19 protein-coding genes and 1 other annotated feature are annotated in these 21,103 nt (G+C 57.7%); of the genes, 10 read left to right on the plus strand and 9 right to left on the minus strand.

Features of this window, described 5'->3' with window-relative positions; genetic code table 11:
* Positions 1–19: 19 nt before the first annotated feature.
* On the minus strand, positions 20–703 hold the full coding sequence (locus tag DXB44_RS07080) for an amino acid ABC transporter permease (RefSeq protein WP_015536889.1): 684 nt from the start codon (positions 701–703) through the stop codon (positions 20–22).
* Positions 704–1,067: 364 nt separating this feature from the next.
* Between DXB44_RS07080 and DXB44_RS07085 the strand changes: the two genes are divergently transcribed.
* The 5 genes from DXB44_RS07085 to DXB44_RS07100 all read left to right on the plus strand — a co-directional run bounded on the left by DXB44_RS07085 (position 1,068) and on the right by DXB44_RS07100 (position 6,265).
* Positions 1,068–2,102, plus strand: coding sequence for an NAD(P)H-dependent glycerol-3-phosphate dehydrogenase (locus tag DXB44_RS07085; RefSeq protein ID WP_147366405.1), 1,035 nt, complete (start codon positions 1,068–1,070; stop codon positions 2,100–2,102).
* Between the two features lie 237 nt (positions 2,103–2,339).
* Complete coding sequence (locus tag DXB44_RS07090) at positions 2,340–3,137, plus strand: zinc dependent phospholipase C family protein (protein ID WP_118658206.1); 798 nt, start codon at positions 2,340–2,342, stop codon at positions 3,135–3,137.
* 43 nt (positions 3,138–3,180) lie between these two features.
* Complete coding sequence (locus DXB44_RS07095) at positions 3,181–4,437, plus strand: MFS transporter (protein WP_118658207.1); 1,257 nt, start codon at positions 3,181–3,183, stop codon at positions 4,435–4,437.
* A gap of 301 nt (positions 4,438–4,738) precedes the next feature.
* Positions 4,739–4,867: a hypothetical protein gene (locus DXB44_RS14985; RefSeq protein ID WP_279220762.1), complete on the plus strand. Its 129-nt coding sequence runs from the start codon at positions 4,739–4,741 to the stop codon at positions 4,865–4,867.
* Between the two features lie 108 nt (positions 4,868–4,975).
* Positions 4,976–6,265, plus strand: a complete 1,290-nt coding sequence (locus tag DXB44_RS07100; RefSeq protein WP_015536893.1) for an O-acetylhomoserine aminocarboxypropyltransferase/cysteine synthase family protein — start codon at positions 4,976–4,978, stop codon at positions 6,263–6,265.
* Positions 6,266–6,442: 177 nt separating this feature from the next.
* Here DXB44_RS07100 and DXB44_RS07105 read toward each other — a convergent pair whose 3' ends face one another.
* Complete coding sequence (locus tag DXB44_RS07105; RefSeq protein WP_118658208.1) at positions 6,443–7,057, minus strand: transcriptional regulator, IclR family protein; 615 nt, start codon at positions 7,055–7,057, stop codon at positions 6,443–6,445.
* Positions 7,058–7,230: 173 nt separating this feature from the next.
* Complete coding sequence (gene ftsH / locus DXB44_RS07110; protein WP_118658209.1) at positions 7,231–9,081, minus strand: ATP-dependent zinc metalloprotease FtsH; 1,851 nt, start codon at positions 9,079–9,081, stop codon at positions 7,231–7,233.
* Between the two features lie 317 nt (positions 9,082–9,398).
* Positions 9,399–9,665: a binding site (T-box leader), on the plus strand.
* A gap of 147 nt (positions 9,666–9,812) precedes the next feature.
* On the opposite strand from ftsH, the gene DXB44_RS07115 reads away from it, so the two are divergent.
* From DXB44_RS07115 to leuB, 4 genes are read left to right on the plus strand one after another with little or no spacing between them, the layout of a single operon-like run.
* Positions 9,813–11,465 carry a 2-isopropylmalate synthase gene (locus tag DXB44_RS07115; protein ID WP_118658210.1) on the plus strand — a complete coding sequence of 551 codons (1,653 nt, stop codon included), beginning with the start codon at positions 9,813–9,815 and terminating at the stop codon, positions 11,463–11,465.
* Between the two features lie 16 nt (positions 11,466–11,481).
* On the plus strand, positions 11,482–12,741 hold the full coding sequence (leuC, locus tag DXB44_RS07120; protein ID WP_118658211.1) for a 3-isopropylmalate dehydratase large subunit: 1,260 nt from the start codon (positions 11,482–11,484) through the stop codon (positions 12,739–12,741).
* An 18-nt stretch (positions 12,742–12,759) separates the two neighbouring features.
* Complete coding sequence (leuD, locus tag DXB44_RS07125; RefSeq protein WP_015536899.1) at positions 12,760–13,242, plus strand: 3-isopropylmalate dehydratase small subunit; 483 nt, start codon at positions 12,760–12,762, stop codon at positions 13,240–13,242.
* A gap of 49 nt (positions 13,243–13,291) precedes the next feature.
* Positions 13,292–14,365: a 3-isopropylmalate dehydrogenase gene (gene leuB, locus DXB44_RS07130; RefSeq protein WP_118658212.1), complete on the plus strand. Its 1,074-nt coding sequence runs from the start codon at positions 13,292–13,294 to the stop codon at positions 14,363–14,365.
* 72 nt (positions 14,366–14,437) lie between these two features.
* On the opposite strand, the gene DXB44_RS07135 is transcribed toward leuB, so the two are convergent.
* From DXB44_RS07135 to DXB44_RS07150, 4 genes are all read right to left on the minus strand, one after another.
* Positions 14,438–15,202 (minus strand): amino acid ABC transporter ATP-binding protein, encoded by a 765-nt coding sequence (locus DXB44_RS07135; RefSeq protein ID WP_097782486.1) that lies wholly within the window; start codon positions 15,200–15,202, stop codon positions 14,438–14,440.
* Positions 15,192–15,956: an amino acid ABC transporter permease gene (locus DXB44_RS07140; protein ID WP_005920313.1), complete on the minus strand. Its 765-nt coding sequence runs from the start codon at positions 15,954–15,956 to the stop codon at positions 15,192–15,194. Before DXB44_RS07140 ends, DXB44_RS07135 begins: the two co-directional genes overlap by 11 nt.
* 112 nt (positions 15,957–16,068) lie before the next feature.
* Entirely contained in the window at positions 16,069–16,905 is an 837-nt protein-coding gene (locus DXB44_RS07145; RefSeq protein ID WP_118658213.1) for an ABC transporter substrate-binding protein, read from the minus strand.
* Positions 16,906–17,306: 401 nt separating this feature from the next.
* Positions 17,307–17,882 (minus strand): nitroreductase family protein, encoded by a 576-nt coding sequence (locus tag DXB44_RS07150; RefSeq protein WP_118658214.1) that lies wholly within the window; start codon positions 17,880–17,882, stop codon positions 17,307–17,309.
* A 218-nt stretch (positions 17,883–18,100) separates the two neighbouring features.
* On the opposite strand from DXB44_RS07150, the gene DXB44_RS07155 reads away from it, so the two are divergent.
* Positions 18,101–18,910: a twin-arginine translocation signal domain-containing protein gene (locus DXB44_RS07155; RefSeq protein WP_243111076.1), complete on the plus strand. Its 810-nt coding sequence runs from the start codon at positions 18,101–18,103 to the stop codon at positions 18,908–18,910.
* A 79-nt stretch (positions 18,911–18,989) separates the two neighbouring features.
* Here DXB44_RS07155 and DXB44_RS07160 read toward each other — a convergent pair whose 3' ends face one another.
* On the minus strand, positions 18,990–19,442 hold the full coding sequence (locus DXB44_RS07160; protein WP_118658285.1) for a threonine/serine exporter family protein: 453 nt from the start codon (positions 19,440–19,442) through the stop codon (positions 18,990–18,992).
* A complete protein-coding gene (locus DXB44_RS07165; RefSeq protein ID WP_055186150.1) occupies positions 19,442–20,233 on the minus strand; it encodes a threonine/serine exporter family protein in 792 nt (263 codons plus the stop codon). The genes DXB44_RS07160 and DXB44_RS07165 overlap by 1 nt, the downstream gene beginning before the upstream one ends.
* Positions 20,234–21,103: the final 870 nt, after the last annotated feature.

Genomic DNA, 21,103 nt, shown 5'->3' on the forward strand with positions numbered 1-21,103 from the left:
AGGTGCTCACCCTCCCTTTTTACTGGAAGCCGCGGGCGTTGAGCTGACGTTCCAGCAGCGCCTGCAGCTTGGTGATGACGGTACAGAACAGCAGATACACCACAGCCACCTCGCAGTAGATGGGCAGGAAGATGTAGGTGCGGGCGGCTACCCGCTGCCCAGCCATGAACAGCTCTGCCACTGTGATGTTGGACGCCAGCGAGGTGTCCTTGATCATACCGATGAGGGAGTTGGACAGCGCAGGCACGGCGGTGCGCAGCGCCTGCGGCAGCACGATGCGGCGCATGATCTGCCACCAGCTCATGCCCACACAGTACCCGGCTTCCAGCTGCCCCTGCGGTACGCTTTCCAGCGCACCGCGCATGGTCTCGGCGCAGTAGGCACCCTCGTTGAAGGCAAAGGCGATGACCGCCGCCGGAAAGGCGTTCAGCATGATGCCCACGCTGGGCAGGCCGTAAAAGATGATGAACAGCTGCACCAGCAGCGGGGTGCCCCGGATGACCCAGATATAGAACCGGGCGATCTGCCGCAGCACCGGCACATTGGCGTACTGCACCAGCGCCACCGCCACTGCGATGATCATAGCAAAAAAGAAGGAGAGAAGGGTCAGCGGAATAGTCATGGTCAGGCCTGCCGTCAGGATGCGGGGCAGCGCCTCCACCAGCACGCTGACCGTGCGGTTGGATAAAAGTGCTTCAAACATCGTTTTTTCCTCAAAGCTAAAAAATACGCGCTCCGGCAAAGCTTTTGCCGACTAAAGCAGTATATACCTTAAAGTAGGGTCAAAGTCAAGAGACTGAATCACCAATCCCTACAAAACCTACCAGAATACTATAATAGCATGAAATGCCCCGCAGCGCAAACGGTTTGCACAAAACGTGTGATGTGACCGAAAAATTGCATAAACTTGTTAAATATTTGTGCAATGCGGCAGATGCTTGACGCTGTGGGTGCTTTCGTGTACAATGGTCATAGTAGTGCGCAGGCGCGGGGCAACGGCCCGGCACGGCGCAAATCCACCGGCAGGGGCTTGCCCTTGGCCCGGTGCAGACACGGAGGATACAAACGTGAAAAAGTTTAGTATTGGTGTTCTGGGTGCAGGTACCTGGGGCATGGCTCTGGCACGGATGCTGACTGTCAGCGGCAACGATGTGCAGGTGTGGTCGGCCATTGAGGCCGAGGTGGACAACCTTTCCACCACCCGGGTGCACCCCAATCTGCCGGGAATGGTCATCCCGCAGGAGCTGCGTTTTACCAAAAGCATAGAGGAAGTGTGCACCGGCAAGGATGTGCTGCTGTTTGCAGTGCCGTCGGTGTTCGTGCGTGCCACGGCGGCCAAGGCACGGCCCTATATCCGCTCCGGCCAGATCATCGTGGATGTGGCAAAGGGCATTGAGCCTGATACCTTATATACCATGACCGAGATCCTTGCCGACGAGCTGAGCCACGAGAACGGCCCCCGTGCGGTGCGTCTGGTGGCGCTCAGCGGCCCCACCCACGCCGAGGAGGTGGCGCTGGATCTGCCCACCACCATCGTTTCCGCCAGCCCGGATCTGGAGGCTGCCGAGGTGGTGCAGGAGGTGTTCAGCAACACCTGTATGCGCGTGTACACCAACTCTGATATCAAGGGTGTGGAGCTGAGCGGCGCCATGAAGAACGTTATCGCGCTGGGCGTCGGCATCTCCACCGGCCTTGGGTACGGAGATAACGCCCGTGCCGCCCTGATCACCCGCGGCATTGCCGAGATCGCCCGGCTGGGCGTGGCTATGGGCTGCAATGTCCAGACCTTTGCGGGTCTGGCCGGTATCGGTGACCTGATCGTTACCGCCACCAGTATGCACAGCCGCAACAACCGCGCCGGTATCCTGATCGGCAAGGGCGAAAGCCCGGAGCAGGCCGTGAAGGAAGTCGGCATGGTGGTGGAGGGCATCAACGCCCTGCCCGCCGCCATGGAGCTGGCCGAGAAGTACCATGTGGAAATGCCCATTGCCCAGACGGTGAACGCCATCGTCAAGGAGGGCATGAGCGCCAGCGACGCACTGCGCAACCTGATGTCCCGCGACCGCAAGAGCGAGATGCCGCAGGGCTATGAGAGTGTGTGAATCTGAATGATTAGAAAGGGTACTCCTGAAATACCTGCGGGCATTTCAGGAGTACCCTTTTCTGTTTGGGGGAGCGGCGGGAAGTGCAGCAAAATTATTAAAACTTTTTACAGAAAACAGACACAAAAGGGTAGAAGGTCGGCAAACTTTCTGCTATACTGGAAACGATAGAATTTTTGGTCAGTGCAGCCGGAACAGGGCGGCGGGCGCTGGCACTGCAAGAAGGAGGAATGAGAGATGCCCTCTACCTACGCACACCGCCGCTTTGGCGCAAATGTGCTGGATCACCTGCCCGCGCCGCTGCGGGAAAAGCTGGAGGCACACCGGGAGTTGTATGATATCGGCCTGCACGGGCCGGATCTACTGTTCTATTACCATGCGGAAAAGTCCACCCCGGTCGCCGCGCTGGGCAATGCCATGCACGACGAGCCGGGCAGAACGTTCTTTGACCGTGCACGGCGGGTGGTGCACGAGGAAGCCGACCGCGAGGCTGCGCTGGCCTACGCGCTGGGCTTTGTGTGTCATTTTGCACTGGACAGCACCTGCCACCCCTTTGTGGAGCAGTTTACCCGGGAGAGCGGTGTGACCCACTGCGAGATCGAGACTGAGTTCGACAATATGCTGCTGCGCCGGGACGGCTATGATCCGCTGACCTTCTTTACCGCCAGCCATATCCATCCCAGCGCGTCAAACGCCCGGGTCATTGCGCCGTTCTACAAGGATATCTCGGAGCAGACCGCGCTGGAAGCTCTGAAGGGGATGATCATGGTGCATAAGGTGCTGCAGGCCTCGAATCCGGTCAAGCGCTGGGTGGTGCTGACCGGCATGAAGGTGCTGGGCAAGTACGAGGGGATGCACGGCCTTGTGGCAAACCCGCAGCCGAACCCGCAGTGCACCGAGAGCAACCGCAAGCTGGATGCGCTGTATGCCAAGGCTTTACCGCTGGCAGAGCGGCTGATCTTGGAGTATGTGGCAAAGCTGGATACGGACGAGCCGCTGGACGCCGCCTACGACCACACCTTTGGGGAATTTTAAAAAACGCGCCGCCCGGCGGTGCAAAGAGGACAAGGGAAATACGATGAAAACTGAAAAATTCAAGGTGACACCGCTGGAGCGGGCATGGATCTTATACGATGTGGGCAACTCGGCCTTTGTGTTGATGATCGCCACGCTGGTGCCCATCTTCTTCAATGCGCTGGCCGAGGCCGGTGGGGTGAGCAAGGTGGACTATCTGGCCTATTGGGGCTATGCAAGCTCCATCGTCACGGTGGTCACCGCCATTCTGAGCCCCATTCTGGGCACGCTGGCGGACACCAAGGGCTTTAAAAAGCCCATCTTCATGCTTTGCCTTTTTGTGGGCGTCATTGGCTGCTGCGCCATGGGTCTGGCGGGCACATGGCTGGCCTTTCTGGTCATTTTTATCATTGCCAAGATCGGCTACTCCGGCAGTCTGGTGTTCTACGACTCCATGCTGGGCGATGTGACCACCCCGGAACGGATGGACATGGTGTCCTCCCGCGGGTACGCATGGGGCTATATCGGCAGCTGCGTGCCCTTTGTGGTCTGTCTGGCGCTGGTGCTGGGCAGCAGTGCGGTGGGGCTTAGTCAGATGACCGCGCTGTCCATCGCGCTGGTCATTACCGCCGTGTGGTGGCTGGTGGTCACCCTGCCGCTGCTGAAAAAATACCGCCAGATCAACTATGTGGAGGTGGAGCAGCACGCCATCCGCCAGAGCTTTGTGCGCATCGGGCAGACCTTGAAGCATCTGCCGCAGGACAAGCAGGTGTTCTGGTTTTTGCTGGCGTTCTTCTGCTACATCGACGGCGTGTATACCATCATTGATATGGCTACCGCCTACGGCACGGCGCTGGGGCTGGACACCACCGGCCTGTTGCTGGCACTGCTGGTCACCCAGATCGTGGCTTTCCCCTCGGCGCTGATCTTTGGCCGCCTGAGCCAGAAATACGCGTCCAAGACCCTCATCCCGGTGTGCATTGCAGCCTATATCGGCATTGCCGTCTTTGCCTTCTTCCTGAAGAGTCAGTGGCAGTTCTGGGTGCTGGCCGTGGTGGTGGGTATGTTCCAGGGCGGTGTGCAGGCACTGAGCCGCAGCCACTTTGCCAAGATCATCCCGCAGGAAAAGTCCGGTGAATACTTCGGCCTGTTCGATATCTGCGGCAAGGGTGCATCCTTCCTTGGCACTATGATCGTCAGCGTGGGCAGCCAGCTGACCGGCAGCGCCAACGTGGGTGTGGGTTCCATTGCCATTTTGTTCGTCATCGGCTTTGTGCTGTTTAGCATTTCCACCCGGACGGAAGAGACAAAGCAGGTCTGACCAACTTTATGCAAAAACGAAGCCCGGAGAGTCCGCAGACGCTCCGGGCTTCGTTTTTGCTTGCTTTGCCCGCAAAAGGAGCCGCTGTACAAAATGCTGTCGGGCGGGGACGGTACGGGCAAAATTATCATGCAAAAAATACATCCTTGAAAAAAGCGGAATTAACCTATTGACAAACTAGGTAGAACGGGATATAATGCAGACATCCAATCCACCAGTCTTGTAGGGAAATGAAACAGAGGTTCCCCGGCGGGTGGTACATAGAGGGATGGAAAAGTTTTACCGGAAGGAGGGCACAAAGATGAAGCTGATCTGGAAAGAACTGCTGCACGCGAATTATCGCTGTGGGCGAATGCATACCAACCGGGCACCGGCATCGGATGTGTACTGTATGTTGCCCTCGGCTGTGCGAATGTACACCCGAATGTGACAGCAGCAGCTCCGGTAGACCACACTGCCCGGTGCGCCTTTGAAAACGCATCGGGATTTTTTGTACACAATAATAATACTTTTGGTATATTAAGAGAGGCAAATAACAATGTCTGAATATAAATTTGAGACCCTGCAGCTTCATGTCGGTCAGGAGCAGGCCGACCCTGCCACCGATGCCCGTGCGGTGCCCATCTACCAGACCACGTCTTATGTGTTCCGCAACAGCCAGCACGCCGCAGACCGCTTCGGTCTGGCCGATGCAGGCAACATCTATGGCCGTCTGACCAACTCCACGCAGGATGTGTTTGAAAAGCGCATCGCAGCGCTGGAGGGCGGCGTGGCAGCACTGGCTACCGCTTCCGGTGCAGCCGCCATCACCTACACCATTCAGGCATTGGCACAGGCCGGTGACCACATCGTGGCACAAAAGACCATCTACGGCGGCAGCTACAACCTGCTGGCACACACCCTGACCCAGTTCGGCGTCAACACCACCTTCGTGGATGCCCACGACCTTGCACAGGTGGAGGCCGCGATCCAGCCCAACACCAAGGCTGTGTATCTGGAGACGCTGGGCAACCCCAACAGTGATATCCCGGATATCGACGCCATTGCCGCCATCGCCCACAAGCACGGCCTGCCGCTGGTCATTGACAACACCTTCGGCACCCCGTACCTCATCCGTCCCATCGAGCACGGTGCGGATATCGTGGTGCACTCGGCTACCAAGTTCATCGGCGGTCACGGCACCACGCTGGGTGGCATCATCGTGGACAGCGGCAACTTCGACTGGAAGGCCAGCGGCCGTTACCCCAATATTGCTGCCCCCAACCCCAGCTACCACGGCGTCTCCTTTGCGGATGCCGCAGGCCCTGCCGCCTTTGTCACCTACATCCGCGCTATCCTGCTGCGGGATACCGGCGCTACCATCTCCCCCTTCAACGCCTTCCTGCTGCTGCAGGGCACTGAGACGTTGAGCCTGCGCATTGAGCGTCATGTGGAGAACACCAAAAAGGTGGTGGAGTTCCTTGCCAACCACCCGCAGGTGGAAAAGGTGAACCACCCCTCGCTGCCGGATCACCCGGATCACGCCCTGTACCAGAAGTATTTCCCCAACGGCGGCGCATCTATCTTTACCTTTAACATCAAGGGCGGCCGCGAGGAGGCCTTTACCTTCATCGACAATCTGAAGATCTTCTCTCTGCTGGCCAATGTGGCGGACGTAAAGAGCCTTGTCATCCACCCGGCCTCCACCACCCACAGCCAGCTGACCGATGCAGAATTGGCCGAGCAGCAGATTTACCAGAACACCATCCGCCTGTCCATCGGCACCGAGCACATCGATGATATCCTTGCCGATCTGGAGGCCGGTTTCGCAGCCGTCCGCGGCAAGTAAGCAGCGATTCTCTTTCCCGCAAAGGGAATGTGATCTTCCTTTTATTCCTGTCCAAGTCTCCATAAGTGTGCGACAAGACCCCCGGCTGCCCGCCGGGGGTCTTGTCATCATTAAAAAAGTGGTTCAGAAACGCCTGTGGGCGTTTCTGAACCACAAATTATACTGCCGTTTTTCCGATTAGCGGCCGATCAGCAGGTCGCGGCGGCAGCGCAGACCCACAGAGAGGGTAGCAGTGCTGCCCAGATGCCGCAGGGTGACGCGGGTGCCGGACTTCTGTCCCTCGCACAGCAGAGAGAGGTTCAGGGTGGTGGTGTTCTTCTCGGTCACCAGCACCAGCGTTTTCACGCCGTTGGCCTGCAAAGTCTGCATATCCTCGATGGTGGTGCGGAAGGTAGCCACCTCGGCGGGCACATCCAGCGTCAGCACGCCGTCCTTCTGGCGGGCGGTGTACAGCAGCTGCTTGCCCAGCAGACCCTTGACGGTGTAGCGCGCCTCGGTCTTTGCGGTGTCGGCCAGCTCGTCGCCGGAGATCAGCATGATGTTGCCCTGAATAGGGTTGCCCTCCGGGGCACCGTAGCCGCCGTAGCTGGGGTCTTTTTCGCCCACGGCAACGTCACCGCTGTGCAGTGCGATATCGCCCTGCACCATCTGCTCCTGCGGGGGCAGATAGCCCTCCACGCAGGTAGAATCCACCTCGGCGGCAAATGCACCCACGCTCAGCATGGCGGCGGCGCACACCGCCACAGCGGCACAGCTCAGGGTACGGACAAACTTTTTGTTCAGCATCTTCATAAGAAATACCTCCTGAAAACGGCAGCCGCAGGGACTGCCTTCATTTTTTGCATCATAATCTTTTTTTAAACCATGGTTCAGCTGCGGCGCATCCACAATGGAAAACCGCCGTATCTGCTCTATAAACGGATACGGCGGTCGGATTATTGCAAAAGATTCAAAAATTTTTATTTTCAGGAATTTTCCGGTTTGTTTTCTGCATCATCGCGGTTGAGGATATCCATGAACTCCTCGCCGGTGATGGTCTCCTTCTGGTACAGGTACTGTGCCAGCTCGTCCAGCTTTGCGCGGTTCTCGGTCAGGATGCGGATGGCCTTTTCGTGCTGGGTCTTGACCAGCTCTACCACCTTCTGATCGATCTCGCGCTGGGTCTGGGCACTGCATGCCAGCGAGGTATCGCCGCCCAGATACTGGTTGTTTACGGTCTCCAGCGCCACCATGTCAAATTCATCGCTCATGCCGTAGCGGGTCAACATGGCGCGGGCAAGCTTGGTGGCCTGCTCGATATCGTTAGATGCGCCGGTGGTGATGGAGTTGAAGGCCACCTCCTCGGCGGCGCGGCCGCCGGTCAGGGTAGCGATCTTGTTTTCCAGCTCGGCCTTGTTCATCAGGTAGTGGTTGCCCTCGTCCACCTGCATGGTGTAGCCCAGTGCGCCGGAGGTGCGGGGGATAATAGTGATCTTTTGCACCGGGGCAGAGTTGGACTGCTTGGCCGCCACAAGGGCGTGGCCAATCTCATGGTAGGCTACGATGCACTTTTCGTGGTCGGTCAGGATGGAATTCTTCTTTTGGTAGCCGGCAATGACCACCTCGATGCTCTCCTCAAGGTCGGCCTGCGTCACACTCTTGCGGCCCGCCCGCACGGCACGCAGGGCGGCTTCGTTCACGATGTTGGCCAGCTCTGCGCCGGAGGCACCGGAAGCCATGCGTGCCACGGTGTTGAAGTCCACACCCGGGGCAATCTTCACCTTTTTAGCATGTACCTTCAAGATCTCCTCGCGACCCTTCAGGTCGGGCAGTTCCACGGGCACACGGCGGTCAAACCGGCCGGGGCGGGTCAGGGCAGGGTCAAGGGAATCCGGGCGGTTGGTGGCTGCCAGAATGATGACGCCGGTGTTGCCCTCAAAGCCGTCCATCTCGGTAAGCAGCTGGTTCAGGGTCTGCTCGCGCTCGTCGTTGCCGCCAAACTGGCCGCTGTTGCGCTTCTGGCCAATGGCATCAATTTCATCAATGAACACGATGCAGGGGGCTTTTTCCTTGGCCTGCTTGAACAGGTCACGCACCTTGGAGGCACCCATGCCCACGAACATCTCCACGAACTCCGAGCCGGAGATGGAGAAGAAGGGCACGTTGGATTCGCCTGCCACGGCTTTGGCCAGCATGGTCTTGCCGGTGCCCGGAGGGCCTACCAGCAGAATGCCCTTGGGCATGGAAGCACCGATCTCCTCGTACTGCTTGGGGTCGTGCAGATAATTGACGATCTCCTGCAGGTTCTCCTTGGCCTCGTCCTCACCGGCAACGTCCGCAAAGCGGATGCCGTGGGTGGACTGCACATACACCTTTGCGTTGGATTTGCCCGCGCCGCCGAACATCATGGCACCCGGACCGCCGCCTGCCTTTTCCATCAGCTTTTTGTTCATCTGGTTGCCGATGAAACTGAACAGCAGAATGGGCAGCACGAACCACAGCAGAAAGCTGAGCACCGGCGAGCCCTGCTCCACGATCTCGCTGGAGAACTGCGCGCCGGCATCGTACAGACGCTCGGTCAGGCCGGGGTCGTTCATCAGGCCGGTCTTGTAGATCTGCTTGCTGTCCTTATCCGTAAAAATGATCTGGTTGGACTGGATATCCACCTTGCCGATGTTCTCCTGCTCGGTCATGCTCATAAAGGTGCCGTAGTCTACCTCCTGCACCTGACGCTCGGCCAGCCACGGCATGACCACAAGGTTGATGACCAGCAGCACCAGCAGCACGATGGCATAGTAGATGGCCAACGGCTTTTTGGATGGCTTGACTTCTTTCATGGGATGTTCCTCCTTCTATAAAAGTGGGCTTCCACCGTTTGCTGCGTCCAGTATACCACACCTTACCGCCCGGCAACAGCGCAGCGAGGGCAACTTTGCAAAAACTTAGCAGTTTCTTAACAAAGAGGGCTAAAGCCGCTCAGTTACCATATTATAGGTGCGCAAAGGGCTTGCCGGATGAGAGGGCAGGGGAGCAACGACCTCAATTTTGCATGATTTACCCCATGGTATTGTGAAATGCTTTCATCTTTATCCTGAACGAAACTTCTTGACACTTTCTGGCAGGCGTGCTAAAATTATCTCACTTTCAACAAAGTGCAAATGCGTTGACGGGGATAAAACGATCTTTCTTCTGCGTGCAGAGAGCCGCCGGGTGGTGCAAGGCGGGTGCAGAGAACTTCGGATACTGGCCCCTGAGCGGCAGAGCTGAACGGACAAGTAGGTTCTGACGGACGCCCACCGTTACAGGGGCAGCGATTCGCCGTTTTGGCCGATCGTGCAAAGTGGCTGTACCTGACCGTGCAGCAAGGAGAGTGGTACCACGGGTGCCCTGTAAAAGCAATTTACAGGCTCTCGTCTCTCAAGGTTTTCGCCTTGAAAGACGGGAGCCTTTTTGTATGATAACCCTCTCAGTTGCATGATGGAAACAGCTCCCCCTTCGGGGGAGCTGGCAGCCCCGCAGGGGCTGACTGAGAGGGCTCGTCTCACCACAACATCAGGAGGACAACAGGATGATGGACGCTACCAAGTACGCACCGGGGTACTACCCGGTACCCGCCGGTTATGACAGCTGGGTAAAAAAAGACCATATTGAAAAGGCTCCTGCATGGTGCAGCGTGGATCTGCGGGACGGCAATCAGGCGCTGATCGTGCCCATGAGCCTTGCAGAAAAGCTGGAGTTCTTCCAGATGCTGGTGAAGATTGGCTTCAAGGAGATCGAGGTGGGCTTCCCCGCCGCCAGCGAGACCGAGTACGAGTTCCTGCGTACCCTGATCGAAAAGGATATGATCCCCGCCGACGTCACCGTGCAGGTGCTGACCCAGTGCCGCGACCACATCATCCGCCGCACCTTCGAGGCAGTCAAGGGCGCACCCCGGGCGGTGATCCACTTCTACAACTCCACCTCCGTGGCGCAGCGGGAGCAGGTGTTCCACAAGTCCAAGGAGGAGATCAAGCAGATCGCCGTGGACGGCGCAAAGCTGGTCAAGCAGCTCAGTGAGGAGTACGAGGGCAACTTCCTGTTTGAGTACAGCCCCGAAAGCTTTACCGGCACCGAGGTGGACTACGCCGTAGAGGTGTGCAACGCCGTGCTGGATATCATGCAGCCCACCCCGGAGCGCCCCATGATCATCAACCTGCCGGTGACCGTGGAGATGAGCATGCCCCATGTGTACGCCAACCAGATCGAGTACTGCGACAAGCACCTGAAGTACCGCGACAGCGTGATCATCTCCACCCACCCCCACAACGACCGTGGCACCGGCGTGGCCTGCGCAGAGCTGGCAGTGCTGGCGGGCGCACAGCGCGTGGAGTGCTGCCTGTTTGGCAACGGCGAGCGCACCGGCAATGTGGACGCTGTGACGCTGGCCATGAATATGTACAGCCACGGCGTAGACCCCAAGCTGGACTTCTCAGATATGCCCACCATCTGCGCCACCTATGAGCGGGTGACCCGGATGCATATCTACGAGCGCACCCCCTACGCCGGGCAGCTGGTGTTTGCCGCCTTCTCCGGCAGCCATCAGGACGCCATTGCCAAGGGCATGGCGTACCGCAAGCAGACCGGCGAGCATCGCTGGACCTGCCCCTACATCCCGGTGGACCCCCACGACATCGGCCGAACCTACGACGCCGATGTCATCCGCATCAACAGCCAGAGCGGCAAGGGCGGCATTGGTTTTGTGCTGGAACAGAACTACGGCTACAATCTGCCCCCCAAGATGCGGGAGGCGCTGGGCTACAAGGTCAAGAGCGTGTCCGACCACAGCCACAAGGAGCTGAGCGCCGCCGAGGTGCTGCACATCTTTGAGGATACCTACCTCAACCGTGCAAAGCCGCTGAACGTGGTGGAAGCCCACTTTGCACAGGTGAACGGCATTACCGCCACGGTCACGCTGGAGCTGAACGGGCAGCGCAAGGTGGTCACCTCGGTGGGCAATGGCCGTCTGGATGCCGTAGCCAACGCCATCCAGAGCGCCACCGGCATGGACTTCCATCTGGAAAATTACTCTGAGCACAGTCTGGACGAGGGCTCTACCTCCCGTGCAGCCTCTTATGTGGGCCTTGTCTGGGGCGACAACACAGTCACATGGGGTGCCGGTACCGACACCGATATCATCGTGGCCGGTGTCCGTGCCCTCGTCAGTGCGATCAACAATCGATAAAAAGGAGAAAACTACCATGGGAATGACCCTGACGCAGAAGATCCTTGCCGCACACGCCGGACTGCCGGAGGTCAAGGCAGGCCAGCTCATCAATGCAAAATTGGACATTGTGCTGGGCAACGATATCACCACCCCGGTGGCCATCAACGAGTTTGAACGCGCCGGTTTTGACCGCGTGTTTGATAAAGAGCATATTGCTATCGTGCTGGATCACTTTGTACCCAATAAGGATATCAAGAGCGCTACCCAGTCCAAGCAGTGCCGGGAGTTCGCCAATAAATACGATATCCTCAACTTCTACGATGTCGGTCAGATGGGCATTGAGCACGCCCTGCTGCCGGAAAAAGGCATCGTCACCGCCGGTGACTGCGTGATCGGCGCGGACAGCCACACCTGTACCTACGGTGCGCTGGGTGCCTTCTCCACCGGTGTAGGCTCCACCGATATGGCCGCAGGCATGGCCACCGGCATGGCATGGTTCAAGGTGCCCTCTGCCATCAAGTTCGTGCTTACCGGCAAGTTTAACCCCCGGGTGTCCGGCAAGGATCTGATCCTGCACATCATCGGCATGATCGGTGTGGACGGCGCACTGTATAAGTCTATGGAGTTCACCGGCCCGGGCGTGGCAGGGCTTACCATGGACGACCGCCTGTGCATCTGCAATATGGCCATTGAAGCCGGTGCCAAGAACGGTATCTTCCCGGTGGACGAGGTGACCAAGGCTTATCTGGCAGGCCGCAGCCAGCGCCCGCCGGTGTTCTATGAGGCCGACCCCGATGCCGTGTACGAAAAGACCATCGAGATCGACCTCGGCGCACTGGAGCCCACCGTCAGCTACCCCCATCTGCCCGAGAACACCCATGTCGCCAGCGAGGGCAAGGACATCAAGATCGATCAGGTGGTCATCGGCAGCTGCACCAACGGCCGCTTGGAGGACATGGAGGCCGCCTACAACATCCTCAATGGCAAGCACATCGCCAAGGGCGTGCGCGGCATCATCATCCCCGCCACCATGGCTGTCTATAAGGAGTGCATCCTGCGGGGCTGGACCACCGCCTTTATTGATGCGGGCTGCATCGTGTCCACCCCCACCTGCGGCCCCTGTCTGGGCGGCTACATGGGCATTCTGGCAGCGGGCGAGCGCTGCGTTTCCACTACCAACCGCAACTTTGTGGGACGCATGGGTCATGTGGACAGTGAAGTCTATCTGGCTTCTCCCGCCACCGCCGCCGCCAGCGCCCTGACCGGCTACATCACCGACCCGCGCACGGTCTGACCCGAAAGGAGCATGAGCATGAACGCAAGAGGTTCTGTTTTCAAATACCCGGATAACGTGGATACCGACGTCATCATCCCGGCACGCCACCTGAACACGCAGGACGCCAAGGAGCTTGCCAGCCACTGCATGGAGGATATCGACAAGGACTTTGTGAACCGGGTGCAGCCCGGCGATATCATGGTGGGCGGCTGGAACTTTGGCTGCGGCTCCTCCCGCGAGCACGCACCCCTGTGCATCAAGACTGCAGGCATCGCGGTAGTCATTGCCAAAAGCTTTGCCCGTATCTTTTACCGCAACAGCATCAACATCGGCCTGCCCATCATGGAGTGCCCGGAGGCTGTGGACGCCATCGAGGCAGGGGATACCGTTCAGGTGGACTTTGACACCGGCGTCATCACCGACGAGACCAACGGCAAGGTGTTCCACGCCGAGCCCTTCCCGCCCTTTATCCAGAACATCATCTCCGCCGGTGGTCTGATGAAGGCCATCCAGAAATAACCCCATCCCCATCCGTGAAAATGTGTTTGGAGCATAAAAGGAGTACCTCATGGAAAAAAATATTGCTGTCATCTGGGGCGATTGCTCCAGCCCGGAGATCGTAAAGCAGACCCTCCGGGTGCTGGATAAGGTGGCTGAAAAGTACGGCCATACCTTCCACTACACCGCTGCCGCCATGGGCGGCGAGGCCATTGACAAGTACGGCGACCCGCTGCCCCAGCACGAGCTGGACAAGTGCCTTGCCGCCGACAGCGTGCTGCTGGGCGCGGTAGGCGGCCCCAAGTGGGAGGGTCTGCCCGGGGAGCAGCGGCCGGAAAAAGGTCTGCTGCGGCTGCGCGCCGGGATGGGACTGTACGCCAACAACCGCCCGGCGAAGATCTGGCCGCAGCTGGCGCCTGCCAGCCCCCTGAAGCCCGAGATCGTGACACAAGGCATTGACTTTATCATTGTGCGGGAGCTGATCGGCGGCGTGTACTTCGGCAATCACGAGACCCACACGCTGGAAAACGGCGAAAAGCAGGCCGTGGATACCATGCCCTATGCAGAGCACGAGATCGAGCGCATTGGCCGCATCGGCTTCGAGACCGCCCGCAAGCGCCGCAAAAAGCTGTGCTGCGTGGATAAGGCCAACGTGCTGGATACCAGCCGCCTGTGGCGCACTGTGATGCACCGGCTGCAGGTCGAGTACCCGGATGTGGAGTACAGCGAGATGTTCGTGGACAACTGCGCCATGCAGATCGTGAAGAACCCCGCTCAGTTCGACGTAATCGTCACCGAGAATATGTTCGGCGATATCCTGTCGGACGAGGCTTCCATGATCACCGGTTCCATCGGTATGATCCCGTCCTCCAGCCTTGGCGACGGCACCCGGGGTCTGTACGAGCCCATCCACGGCTCTGCCCCGGACATTGCAGGCAAGGACATCGTAAACCCCACTGCTTGTATCCTGTCCGCCGCCATGATGCTGCGGTACTCCTTTGGCATGGCAGAGGAAGCCGATGCCATTGAGAACGCCGTGAGCCGTGTGCTGGACAAGGGTCTGCGCACTGCCGACAACATAAGCGATGGCTGCACCTGCCTTGGCTGCACCGCCATGGGCGACGCCATTCTGGCAGAGCTTTGAGCCGTAGCGCTATTTTTAATGAAACAAGCCCGGAAGGTCTACCGACCTTCCGGGCTTGAATTTTTTATATTATTACAGCATCTTGGAGAGGAAGGCTTTCAGGCGGGGGTGCTTGGGGTTGGTGAACAGCTCCTGCGGCGGCTCATCCTCCTGAATTTTGCCGTCATCGATGAAGATGACCCGGTTGGATACCTCGCGGGCAAAGCCCATCTCGTGGGTGACCACCAGCATGGTGATACCGGTGTGTGCCAGCTCCTTCATCAGCTCCAGCACCTCGCCCACCATCTCGGGGTCAAGGGCGCTGGTGGGCTCGTCGAACAGGATCACATCCGGATCCATGGCCAGCGCACGGGCGATGGCAATGCGCTGCTGCTGACCACCGGACAGGCTCTTGGGGTAGGCGTTGGCCTTGTCGGCCAGACCTACGCGGGCCAGCAGCTCGTCTGCACGGGCAGAGATGGCCTCTTTGTCCTTCAGCTTCAGCAAGCTGGGTGCCAGCTCAAGGTTCTTTTTCACGGTCAGGTGAGGGAACAGGTTGAAGTGCTGGAACACCATGCCCATCTTCTGGCGCACGGCATCGATGTGTGTCTCGTTTACCTCCACACCCTCAAACTTGATGGAACCGGAGGTGGGAGTCTCCAGCCGGTTCAGGCAGCGCAGAAAGGTGGACTTGCCGCAGCCGGAAGGGCCGATCAGGCACACCACATCGCCGCGGTAGATATCAAGGTCGATGCCTTTCAGCACGTCCAGCGTGGGGTCGGCTTTTTTTGCGCCGCGCTTCTTTACGCCGCCATAGGTCTTGGTCAGGCCGCGTACTTCCAAAATCTTATCGGTCACTTTGTGCCAGCCTCCTCTCAAACTTGCTCAGCAGCCATGTAAACAGCATAACAAGGATCAGGTAGATCAGTGCAACGCCCAGCAGGGGGAACATGGCTTCATAGGTACGGTTCATAATGCCCTGTGCAGCATACAGCAGCTCCTTGCCGCCGATGGTGGTGATCAGGGAAGTATCCTTGAGCAGGACGATGAACTCGTTGCCCAGTGCAGGCAGCACCGCGCGGATGGCCTGCGGGATAATGATGACCACCATGGTGGTCATGTAGTTCAGGCCAAGGCTGCGCCCGGCTTCCATCTGGCCGGGGTCCACAGCCATCAGGCCGCCGCGGATGATCTCGGATACATACGCGCCGGAGTTGATGCCCAAAGTCAGCGCACCTACCATGGTAAAGTTGCGGCTGTTGGAAAAAATGACCATGCTCATGATCAGCAGCTGCACCATCATGGGCGTGCCGCGGATGATGGTGGTGTACACCTGACACACCGCGTTAAAAAAGCCCAGCACCGCATTTTTGTGGCCGGGGCGCTGCTGGTCGTGGGTCACGCGCACCAGCGCCACCACGCTGCCCAGCACCACGCCCAGCGCCAGCGCCAGTGCGGTGACCAGCAGGGTGGTGCCCACACCGTTGATGTACTGCATCCAGCGGTCCTTCAGCAGAAAGGCCTGATAAAACTTAAAAAAGAAATCCTGTCCAAAGCTTAGCTTTGTGCCGCTGTTGAGCAGCTCTTTGAGCAGTTCGTATTGCGCAGCCATTCACATCCTCGCTTTCTGTTTGTCAATAAATTGTAACCACTTTTTTCTAAAAAAAGAGGTGCCCCGGAGCGGGGCGCCTCCTTGGGTACGGAAATGGTACAGGGCACGCAGCTTAGTTTGCGTTGATGTACTTGTCCACGATGGCCTGCAGAGTGCCGTCAGCCTTCAGCTCCTCCAGAGCCTTGTTGACAGCGTCCTCCAGAGCAGAACCCTTTGCCATGCCGATGGCGTAATCCTCCTCGGCGTAGCTGGTGTCCAGCACCTTCAGGCCGGGGTTGGCAGCCACGAACTCCTGTGCGGGAGCGTTGTCGATGACCACAGCGTCCACCTGACCATTGTTCAGGGCCTGCACAGCGGTCAGACCGTCATCGTAAGCAACCACGTTCTCATCGCCGAAGTCATCGGAGCAGTAGATGTAGCCGGTGGTGCCGCGCTGGGTACCAATCGTCTTGCCGGCCAGATCGTCGGGAGAAGCAATGTCGGAATCGTTAGGCACGATGATGGACTGGATGCCGGTGGCGTAGCTGTCGGAGAAGTCCATCACAGCCTTGCGCTCGTCGGTCACGGTAACGCCTGCCATCACGATGTCGGCCTTGCCCTGCTGCACGCTGAGCAGTGCGGCGTCAAAGTCCATATCATCGATCTGCAGCTCCAGACCCAGCTTCTCAGCAATGGCCTTGGCGGTGTCCACATCGATGCCCTCAAACTCGCCGGCATCGGTGGTCATCTCGTACGGAGGGAAGGCGGCGTTGGTAGCCATGGTCAACTTGCCGGCCTCCACGGTGGTCAGTTCAGCAGCAGCGGCAGAAGAAGCAGCCTCGGAGGAAGCGGCAGAGCTTGCCACAGAGGAAGCAGCAGAGCTTGCAGAACCACCGCAGGCGGTCATAGCCAGAGCAGCAACGGAAACGGCAGCGGCAGCCATGAAGCTGCGGCGAGAGATCTTTTTCATATTCAAACACTCCTCAATCTATGCAATATAGTTTGCTTTGCCCCGATGGGATGCGATTCATCGCGCTTTCGGGGAACGCACTTAGTATAGTTTGTACAAAACAAAAAGTCAATACTTGTGCATAATAATCCGTGAAATTGAAACGATTTTGCAAACATTTATGCAATAACGGAGAAAATGCGTGAATATATGCAGTATAAACTCCCTCAGCCCTTGCTGTCCTGCGCCCTCTCCGTCTGCTCACTACGTTCGCATCCACCTCTCCCAAAGGGAGAGGCAAGAGCACTGCCGAGAACTTCCTCATTGCACCTAATACTTTAGCGATTAGCTTTACGGCTTGGCTCTCCCTTCGGGAGAGCTGGCGCGGGAGCGCCTGAGAGGGCGAACTTGCACTGCGGCGCTTATACGCTTCTTGCAAGCTCCTCCGCGCTGCGCTTGGGCACGCAGTAGTCGCGGTTTTCGTCCAGATAGTACTTTACGCCGGTCTGCTCGGTCATGGGGACGATGCTGGCTTTGTGGGTGGGGTAGCCGAAAGCCACCATAAAGGCCAGCTTCTGCGGCTCCTCGATGCCCAGCAGCGCGGTCAGGGCGGGCTTATTGATCGCGCCCATGATGCAGCTGCCCACGCCCTTGTCCCATGCGGCAAGGGTCATGTTGGCCAGCGCAATGCCGGTGTCGGTGGCAAGGTCGCCGGGGATGGCGGTATCCTGCACCACAGCTGCATAAAAGGTGGGCAGTTCGTCCGCTTTGGGCGTGCCCTGCTCCGGCGGCAGATAGCCAGCCCATTTGACCAGCGGCTGCACCTTGGCGACCATCTCCGGGCTTTGCACCAGCACCAGACGCACCGCCTGCCGGTTTGCCCCGCAGGAGGACAGCCGCACGGCCTGTACGATATCATCCACCACGTCCTGCGGCACGGCCTTTTGTGCAAATCGGCGGTAGGTGCGGCGGGTGGTCAGAAGTTCCATTGCGTTCATAGAAATCACTCCTTTTATAAATCACATTATAGTAAAATATAACAGATGCGGCAATATCTTGCAACAAGAATGATAAACAGATGGTGATTGTTAAAAACTTTTTTGCAAAAAGTCGAAATAAGTATTGACAAAATAATACAGGGGGGGGTATATTATAGAAGAACAAGCTCCTATTTTGTAGTAGGAGCTGAAAATAAAAGATCGTGAGGTTGATTATTATGTCTAATATCTCTCGTCGTCAGTTCCTGAAGGGCGCAGGCGCTGCTGCTCTGGCTGTTGCGGCTACCGGTGTGCTGGCTGGCTGCTCCAAGGATGATATTCCTGATACTCCTGATACTCCTGTGATTCCTGAAGTGACCAAGGAAGTTAAGGTCATCTTTATGTGCAACGGCGCAACTGCTGGCAAGGATGGTTCTGTTGTTGTTAAAAAGGACGCCAAGACTGTTCCTGTTTCCCTGATTAAGGCTGAGCAGATCCCGCAGGGCTATACTGTGGAGAGCACCGGTGAGCTGAACATCAAGGAAATCGACGGCAAGGAGTGTGTGCTTGTTACCCTGAAGAAAATCGCTACCAGCAAGAATGTTACGGTTGCATTCTACGACACCGTCAACAACGCTATGCTGAGCACCACCATGACGATTGCCGTTGCATCGGATGCTGAGTTTGTTTACAAGACCGATCTGAAGGAAGCTCTGCCCGGCTACGAGATTATCGACAACGGCAAGAACCAGATCAGCGAGAACAACCGCGTTGTGATGGCTGTTAAGCCTGTTGCACCGGAAAAAATGAGAAACGTTACTGTTACTTATCGTTTTTCGGGCTCTAACGGGTTTATTACTGATGCTACCGTTGATGTTCCCATGAGCAAGAAGTTTCTGACCAAGGCTGAGCTGCCCGCAGCAACGGTTGTGAGCGGCGGTTACCTGTTTGATGTTGTTCCTACTACTAATGGCCCGTTCGGTATCAACGATCTGGGCGATGGCAAGGGCGAAGTTGCTGTTACCGCAACAATCAAGATGCACAAATAATTTGAGCTGGCTTAGAAAGCTCGAAACCTGAGTTAAAAAGGGCGGCAGTCGTGTGACTGCCGCCCTTTTTTGTATATAGTCATTTTCCTCGTTTTTTCGGGATAGGTACGCACAGCACCAGACTGATGCCGATGGCCAGTGCCACCGCAATTTTAAAGGTGCTGATGCCCTTGGCAAGAGCAAGGGCGTTTTCGTTCTGGATGAAATAGTAGGCGGTGTAGTAGATGCCGGCGCCCGGCACAAGCGGGAAAATGCCGGTCAGCAAAAACACCGTGACCGGCGTTTTTTGGGTAATGGCAAACACGCGGGTAAGGATGGTAAGCGGAATGACCGCCAGCAGGGAGGCCGTGGCGGCGTCTGCGCCCAGCAGGGTCAGCAGTTCGTACCACAGCCAGCCCACAGCGCCCACCAGCGCGCAGTAAGGCAGGCAGCGCCGGGGGCACGCAAACAGAATGGCAAAACTCAGCGTGCCCGCCGCGGCCAGAAAAAACTGCGCGGTCAGCTCGCTGATCTGTACAGCTGTAAGGGACATCATACCACGACCACCCCCGTAAATACCGTGTACAGCCGCAGTACAAGGCCGGTGCCTATGGCAATGCTGGCGGCAATAAGCAAGGCGTCGATCATGCGGATGGTGCCGGAAAGGTAGTCGCCCTGCACAAAGTCCCGGATGCCCATGGTAAAGGCGATGCCCGGGGTCAAAATCATCAGCGTACCGATGATGGCGTGGCTTGCAGAAGTGTGCAGCAGATTGCACAGCAGGATGCACACCAGCGTGATCAGCGCGGCGGTGCTGATCTTCTGGAAGCCGCCGGGCACTTCATGCCGCCCGCACCACAGCAGATACCAGCTGGCCACCAGCCCCGCCCCGGCAGCTGCCAGTGCACTGCGCAGGTTGCCGCCGAACATCATGGCAAAGCAGAACGCCCCGCACAGCCCGGACAGCAGCTGCACATGATCTTTGGGGAAGGGCAGCTGCCGCGCCAGCACCAGACGGCTCTCGGCTTCATCCAAGGTCATCCCGGTCTGGGCGATCTGGCGGGAAAGCTCGTTCACCGCCGCCACCCGCCCCAGATGAGTGGTGCGCACCGGTACGTTGCGCACCTCGCTGATCTCGGCAGTGCCGGCACTGGCAAAAATGCCGTTGGTCAGCACATAAACGTGGAACTCCCGCAGATGGAAGCTGCGCGCCATGATCTCCATGGTCTGCTCCACCCGGAACACCTCTGCGCCGTTTTCCAGCAGGGTCTGCCCTGCGGCCATGATAAAATCCATGATGCGGCGGCGCAGCTCTTCATCGGGAAAAGGGTCTCTGCTGTTCATTGCCTGCTCTCCTTGCAAAAGATGATACCCTATTTTATCATGTGCACCAGCCGCATACAAGGGCGTATAATAAAAAGCTCTGGAAACACCAGAGCTTTCTTGCGAAAAGGGTCGGAATATGTTATAATCGTCCTGTCTCTGAAAAGTGACTGAAAGGTACTGCACATACGGCAGGCGGTTGGCCCTCACTTCCGGAAGGAGGTGAGAACATGCCTATTACTTTGACATTCCACTTGTTTGGATTTACGTTTACGATCAAGGTAAGAAAGTAAAAACCGCCACCCCCCACAGGTGACGGTTTTTCTTTGGATAAAAGTTAAACTAAAAACCTAAAGGGCCAACCGCTTGTCGCAGTGCCTTTTGTAGTTATAGTATAACCCTTTTTGTGCGCATTGTCAAGCAAAACGGGCGCGGCAAAAGGCCGGAAGCCATATCCCTACCCAAAAACTTCGTTGAAGGTGTTGACAAATGCCGCCGATGGGTTTATTATAGTGTCAATATCACAAAAATGGCTGTGAAGAGAAGAGTAGGCCTTCGCATTGATCCTTACCAGAGAGCCCGGGCGGTGGAAAAGGGCAGGAAACAGGAAGCTGAAAATGGTCTCGGAGCCGTGCGGACGAGGTGCAGGAGTGCTAAGCCCGCAACGGGATGCGCCCGTTACAGCGTCCGGCTGTAAGCAGTACACGCTGCCGCAGCATCGAGGCTGTATCTGTAAGGGTACAGTGAACCAAGGTGGTACCACGGAAGTATGTTCATGCCTCCGTCCTTGCAGAGTCTAAGACTCGTAAGGACGGGGGCATTTTTTCATGCATCCGTTCAAGGCCGCGCGCGGAAAGGTGCCGTGCGGGCCGCAGTACATAATAGAGAACA

It is taken from the genome of Faecalibacterium sp. OM04-11BH (genome assembly GCF_003482185.1).
GTDB lineage: Bacteria > Bacillota > Clostridia > Oscillospirales > Ruminococcaceae > Faecalibacterium > Faecalibacterium tardum.

Excerpts from the sequence above, each read along its gene's own strand:
- DXB44_RS07080 (WP_015536889.1), bottom strand. The coding sequence starts at position 703 with ATGTTTGAAGCACTTTTATCCAACCGCACGGTCAGCGTGCTGGTGGAG.
- DXB44_RS07090 (WP_118658206.1), top strand. The coding sequence starts at position 2,340 with ATGCCCTCTACCTACGCACACCGCCGCTTTGGCGCAAATGTGCTGGAT.
- DXB44_RS07095 (WP_118658207.1), top strand. The coding sequence starts at position 3,181 with ATGAAAACTGAAAAATTCAAGGTGACACCGCTGGAGCGGGCATGGATC.
- DXB44_RS14985 (WP_279220762.1), top strand. The coding sequence starts at position 4,739 with ATGAAGCTGATCTGGAAAGAACTGCTGCACGCGAATTATCGCTGTGGG.
- DXB44_RS07100 (WP_015536893.1), top strand. The coding sequence starts at position 4,976 with ATGTCTGAATATAAATTTGAGACCCTGCAGCTTCATGTCGGTCAGGAG.
- DXB44_RS07105 (WP_118658208.1), bottom strand. The coding sequence starts at position 7,057 with ATGAAGATGCTGAACAAAAAGTTTGTCCGTACCCTGAGCTGTGCCGCT.
- ftsH (WP_118658209.1), bottom strand. The coding sequence starts at position 9,081 with ATGAAAGAAGTCAAGCCATCCAAAAAGCCGTTGGCCATCTACTATGCC.
- DXB44_RS07115 (WP_118658210.1), top strand. The coding sequence starts at position 9,813 with ATGATGGACGCTACCAAGTACGCACCGGGGTACTACCCGGTACCCGCC.
- leuC (WP_118658211.1), top strand. The coding sequence starts at position 11,482 with ATGGGAATGACCCTGACGCAGAAGATCCTTGCCGCACACGCCGGACTG.
- leuD (WP_015536899.1), top strand. The coding sequence starts at position 12,760 with ATGAACGCAAGAGGTTCTGTTTTCAAATACCCGGATAACGTGGATACC.
- leuB (WP_118658212.1), top strand. The coding sequence starts at position 13,292 with ATGGAAAAAAATATTGCTGTCATCTGGGGCGATTGCTCCAGCCCGGAG.
- DXB44_RS07140 (WP_005920313.1), bottom strand. The coding sequence starts at position 15,956 with ATGGCTGCGCAATACGAACTGCTCAAAGAGCTGCTCAACAGCGGCACA.
- DXB44_RS07145 (WP_118658213.1), bottom strand. The coding sequence starts at position 16,905 with ATGAAAAAGATCTCTCGCCGCAGCTTCATGGCTGCCGCTGCCGTTTCC.
- DXB44_RS07150 (WP_118658214.1), bottom strand. The coding sequence starts at position 17,882 with ATGAACGCAATGGAACTTCTGACCACCCGCCGCACCTACCGCCGATTT.
- DXB44_RS07155 (WP_243111076.1), top strand. The coding sequence starts at position 18,101 with ATGTCTAATATCTCTCGTCGTCAGTTCCTGAAGGGCGCAGGCGCTGCT.
- DXB44_RS07160 (WP_118658285.1), bottom strand. The coding sequence starts at position 19,442 with ATGTCCCTTACAGCTGTACAGATCAGCGAGCTGACCGCGCAGTTTTTT.
- DXB44_RS07165 (WP_055186150.1), bottom strand. The coding sequence starts at position 20,233 with ATGAACAGCAGAGACCCTTTTCCCGATGAAGAGCTGCGCCGCCGCATC.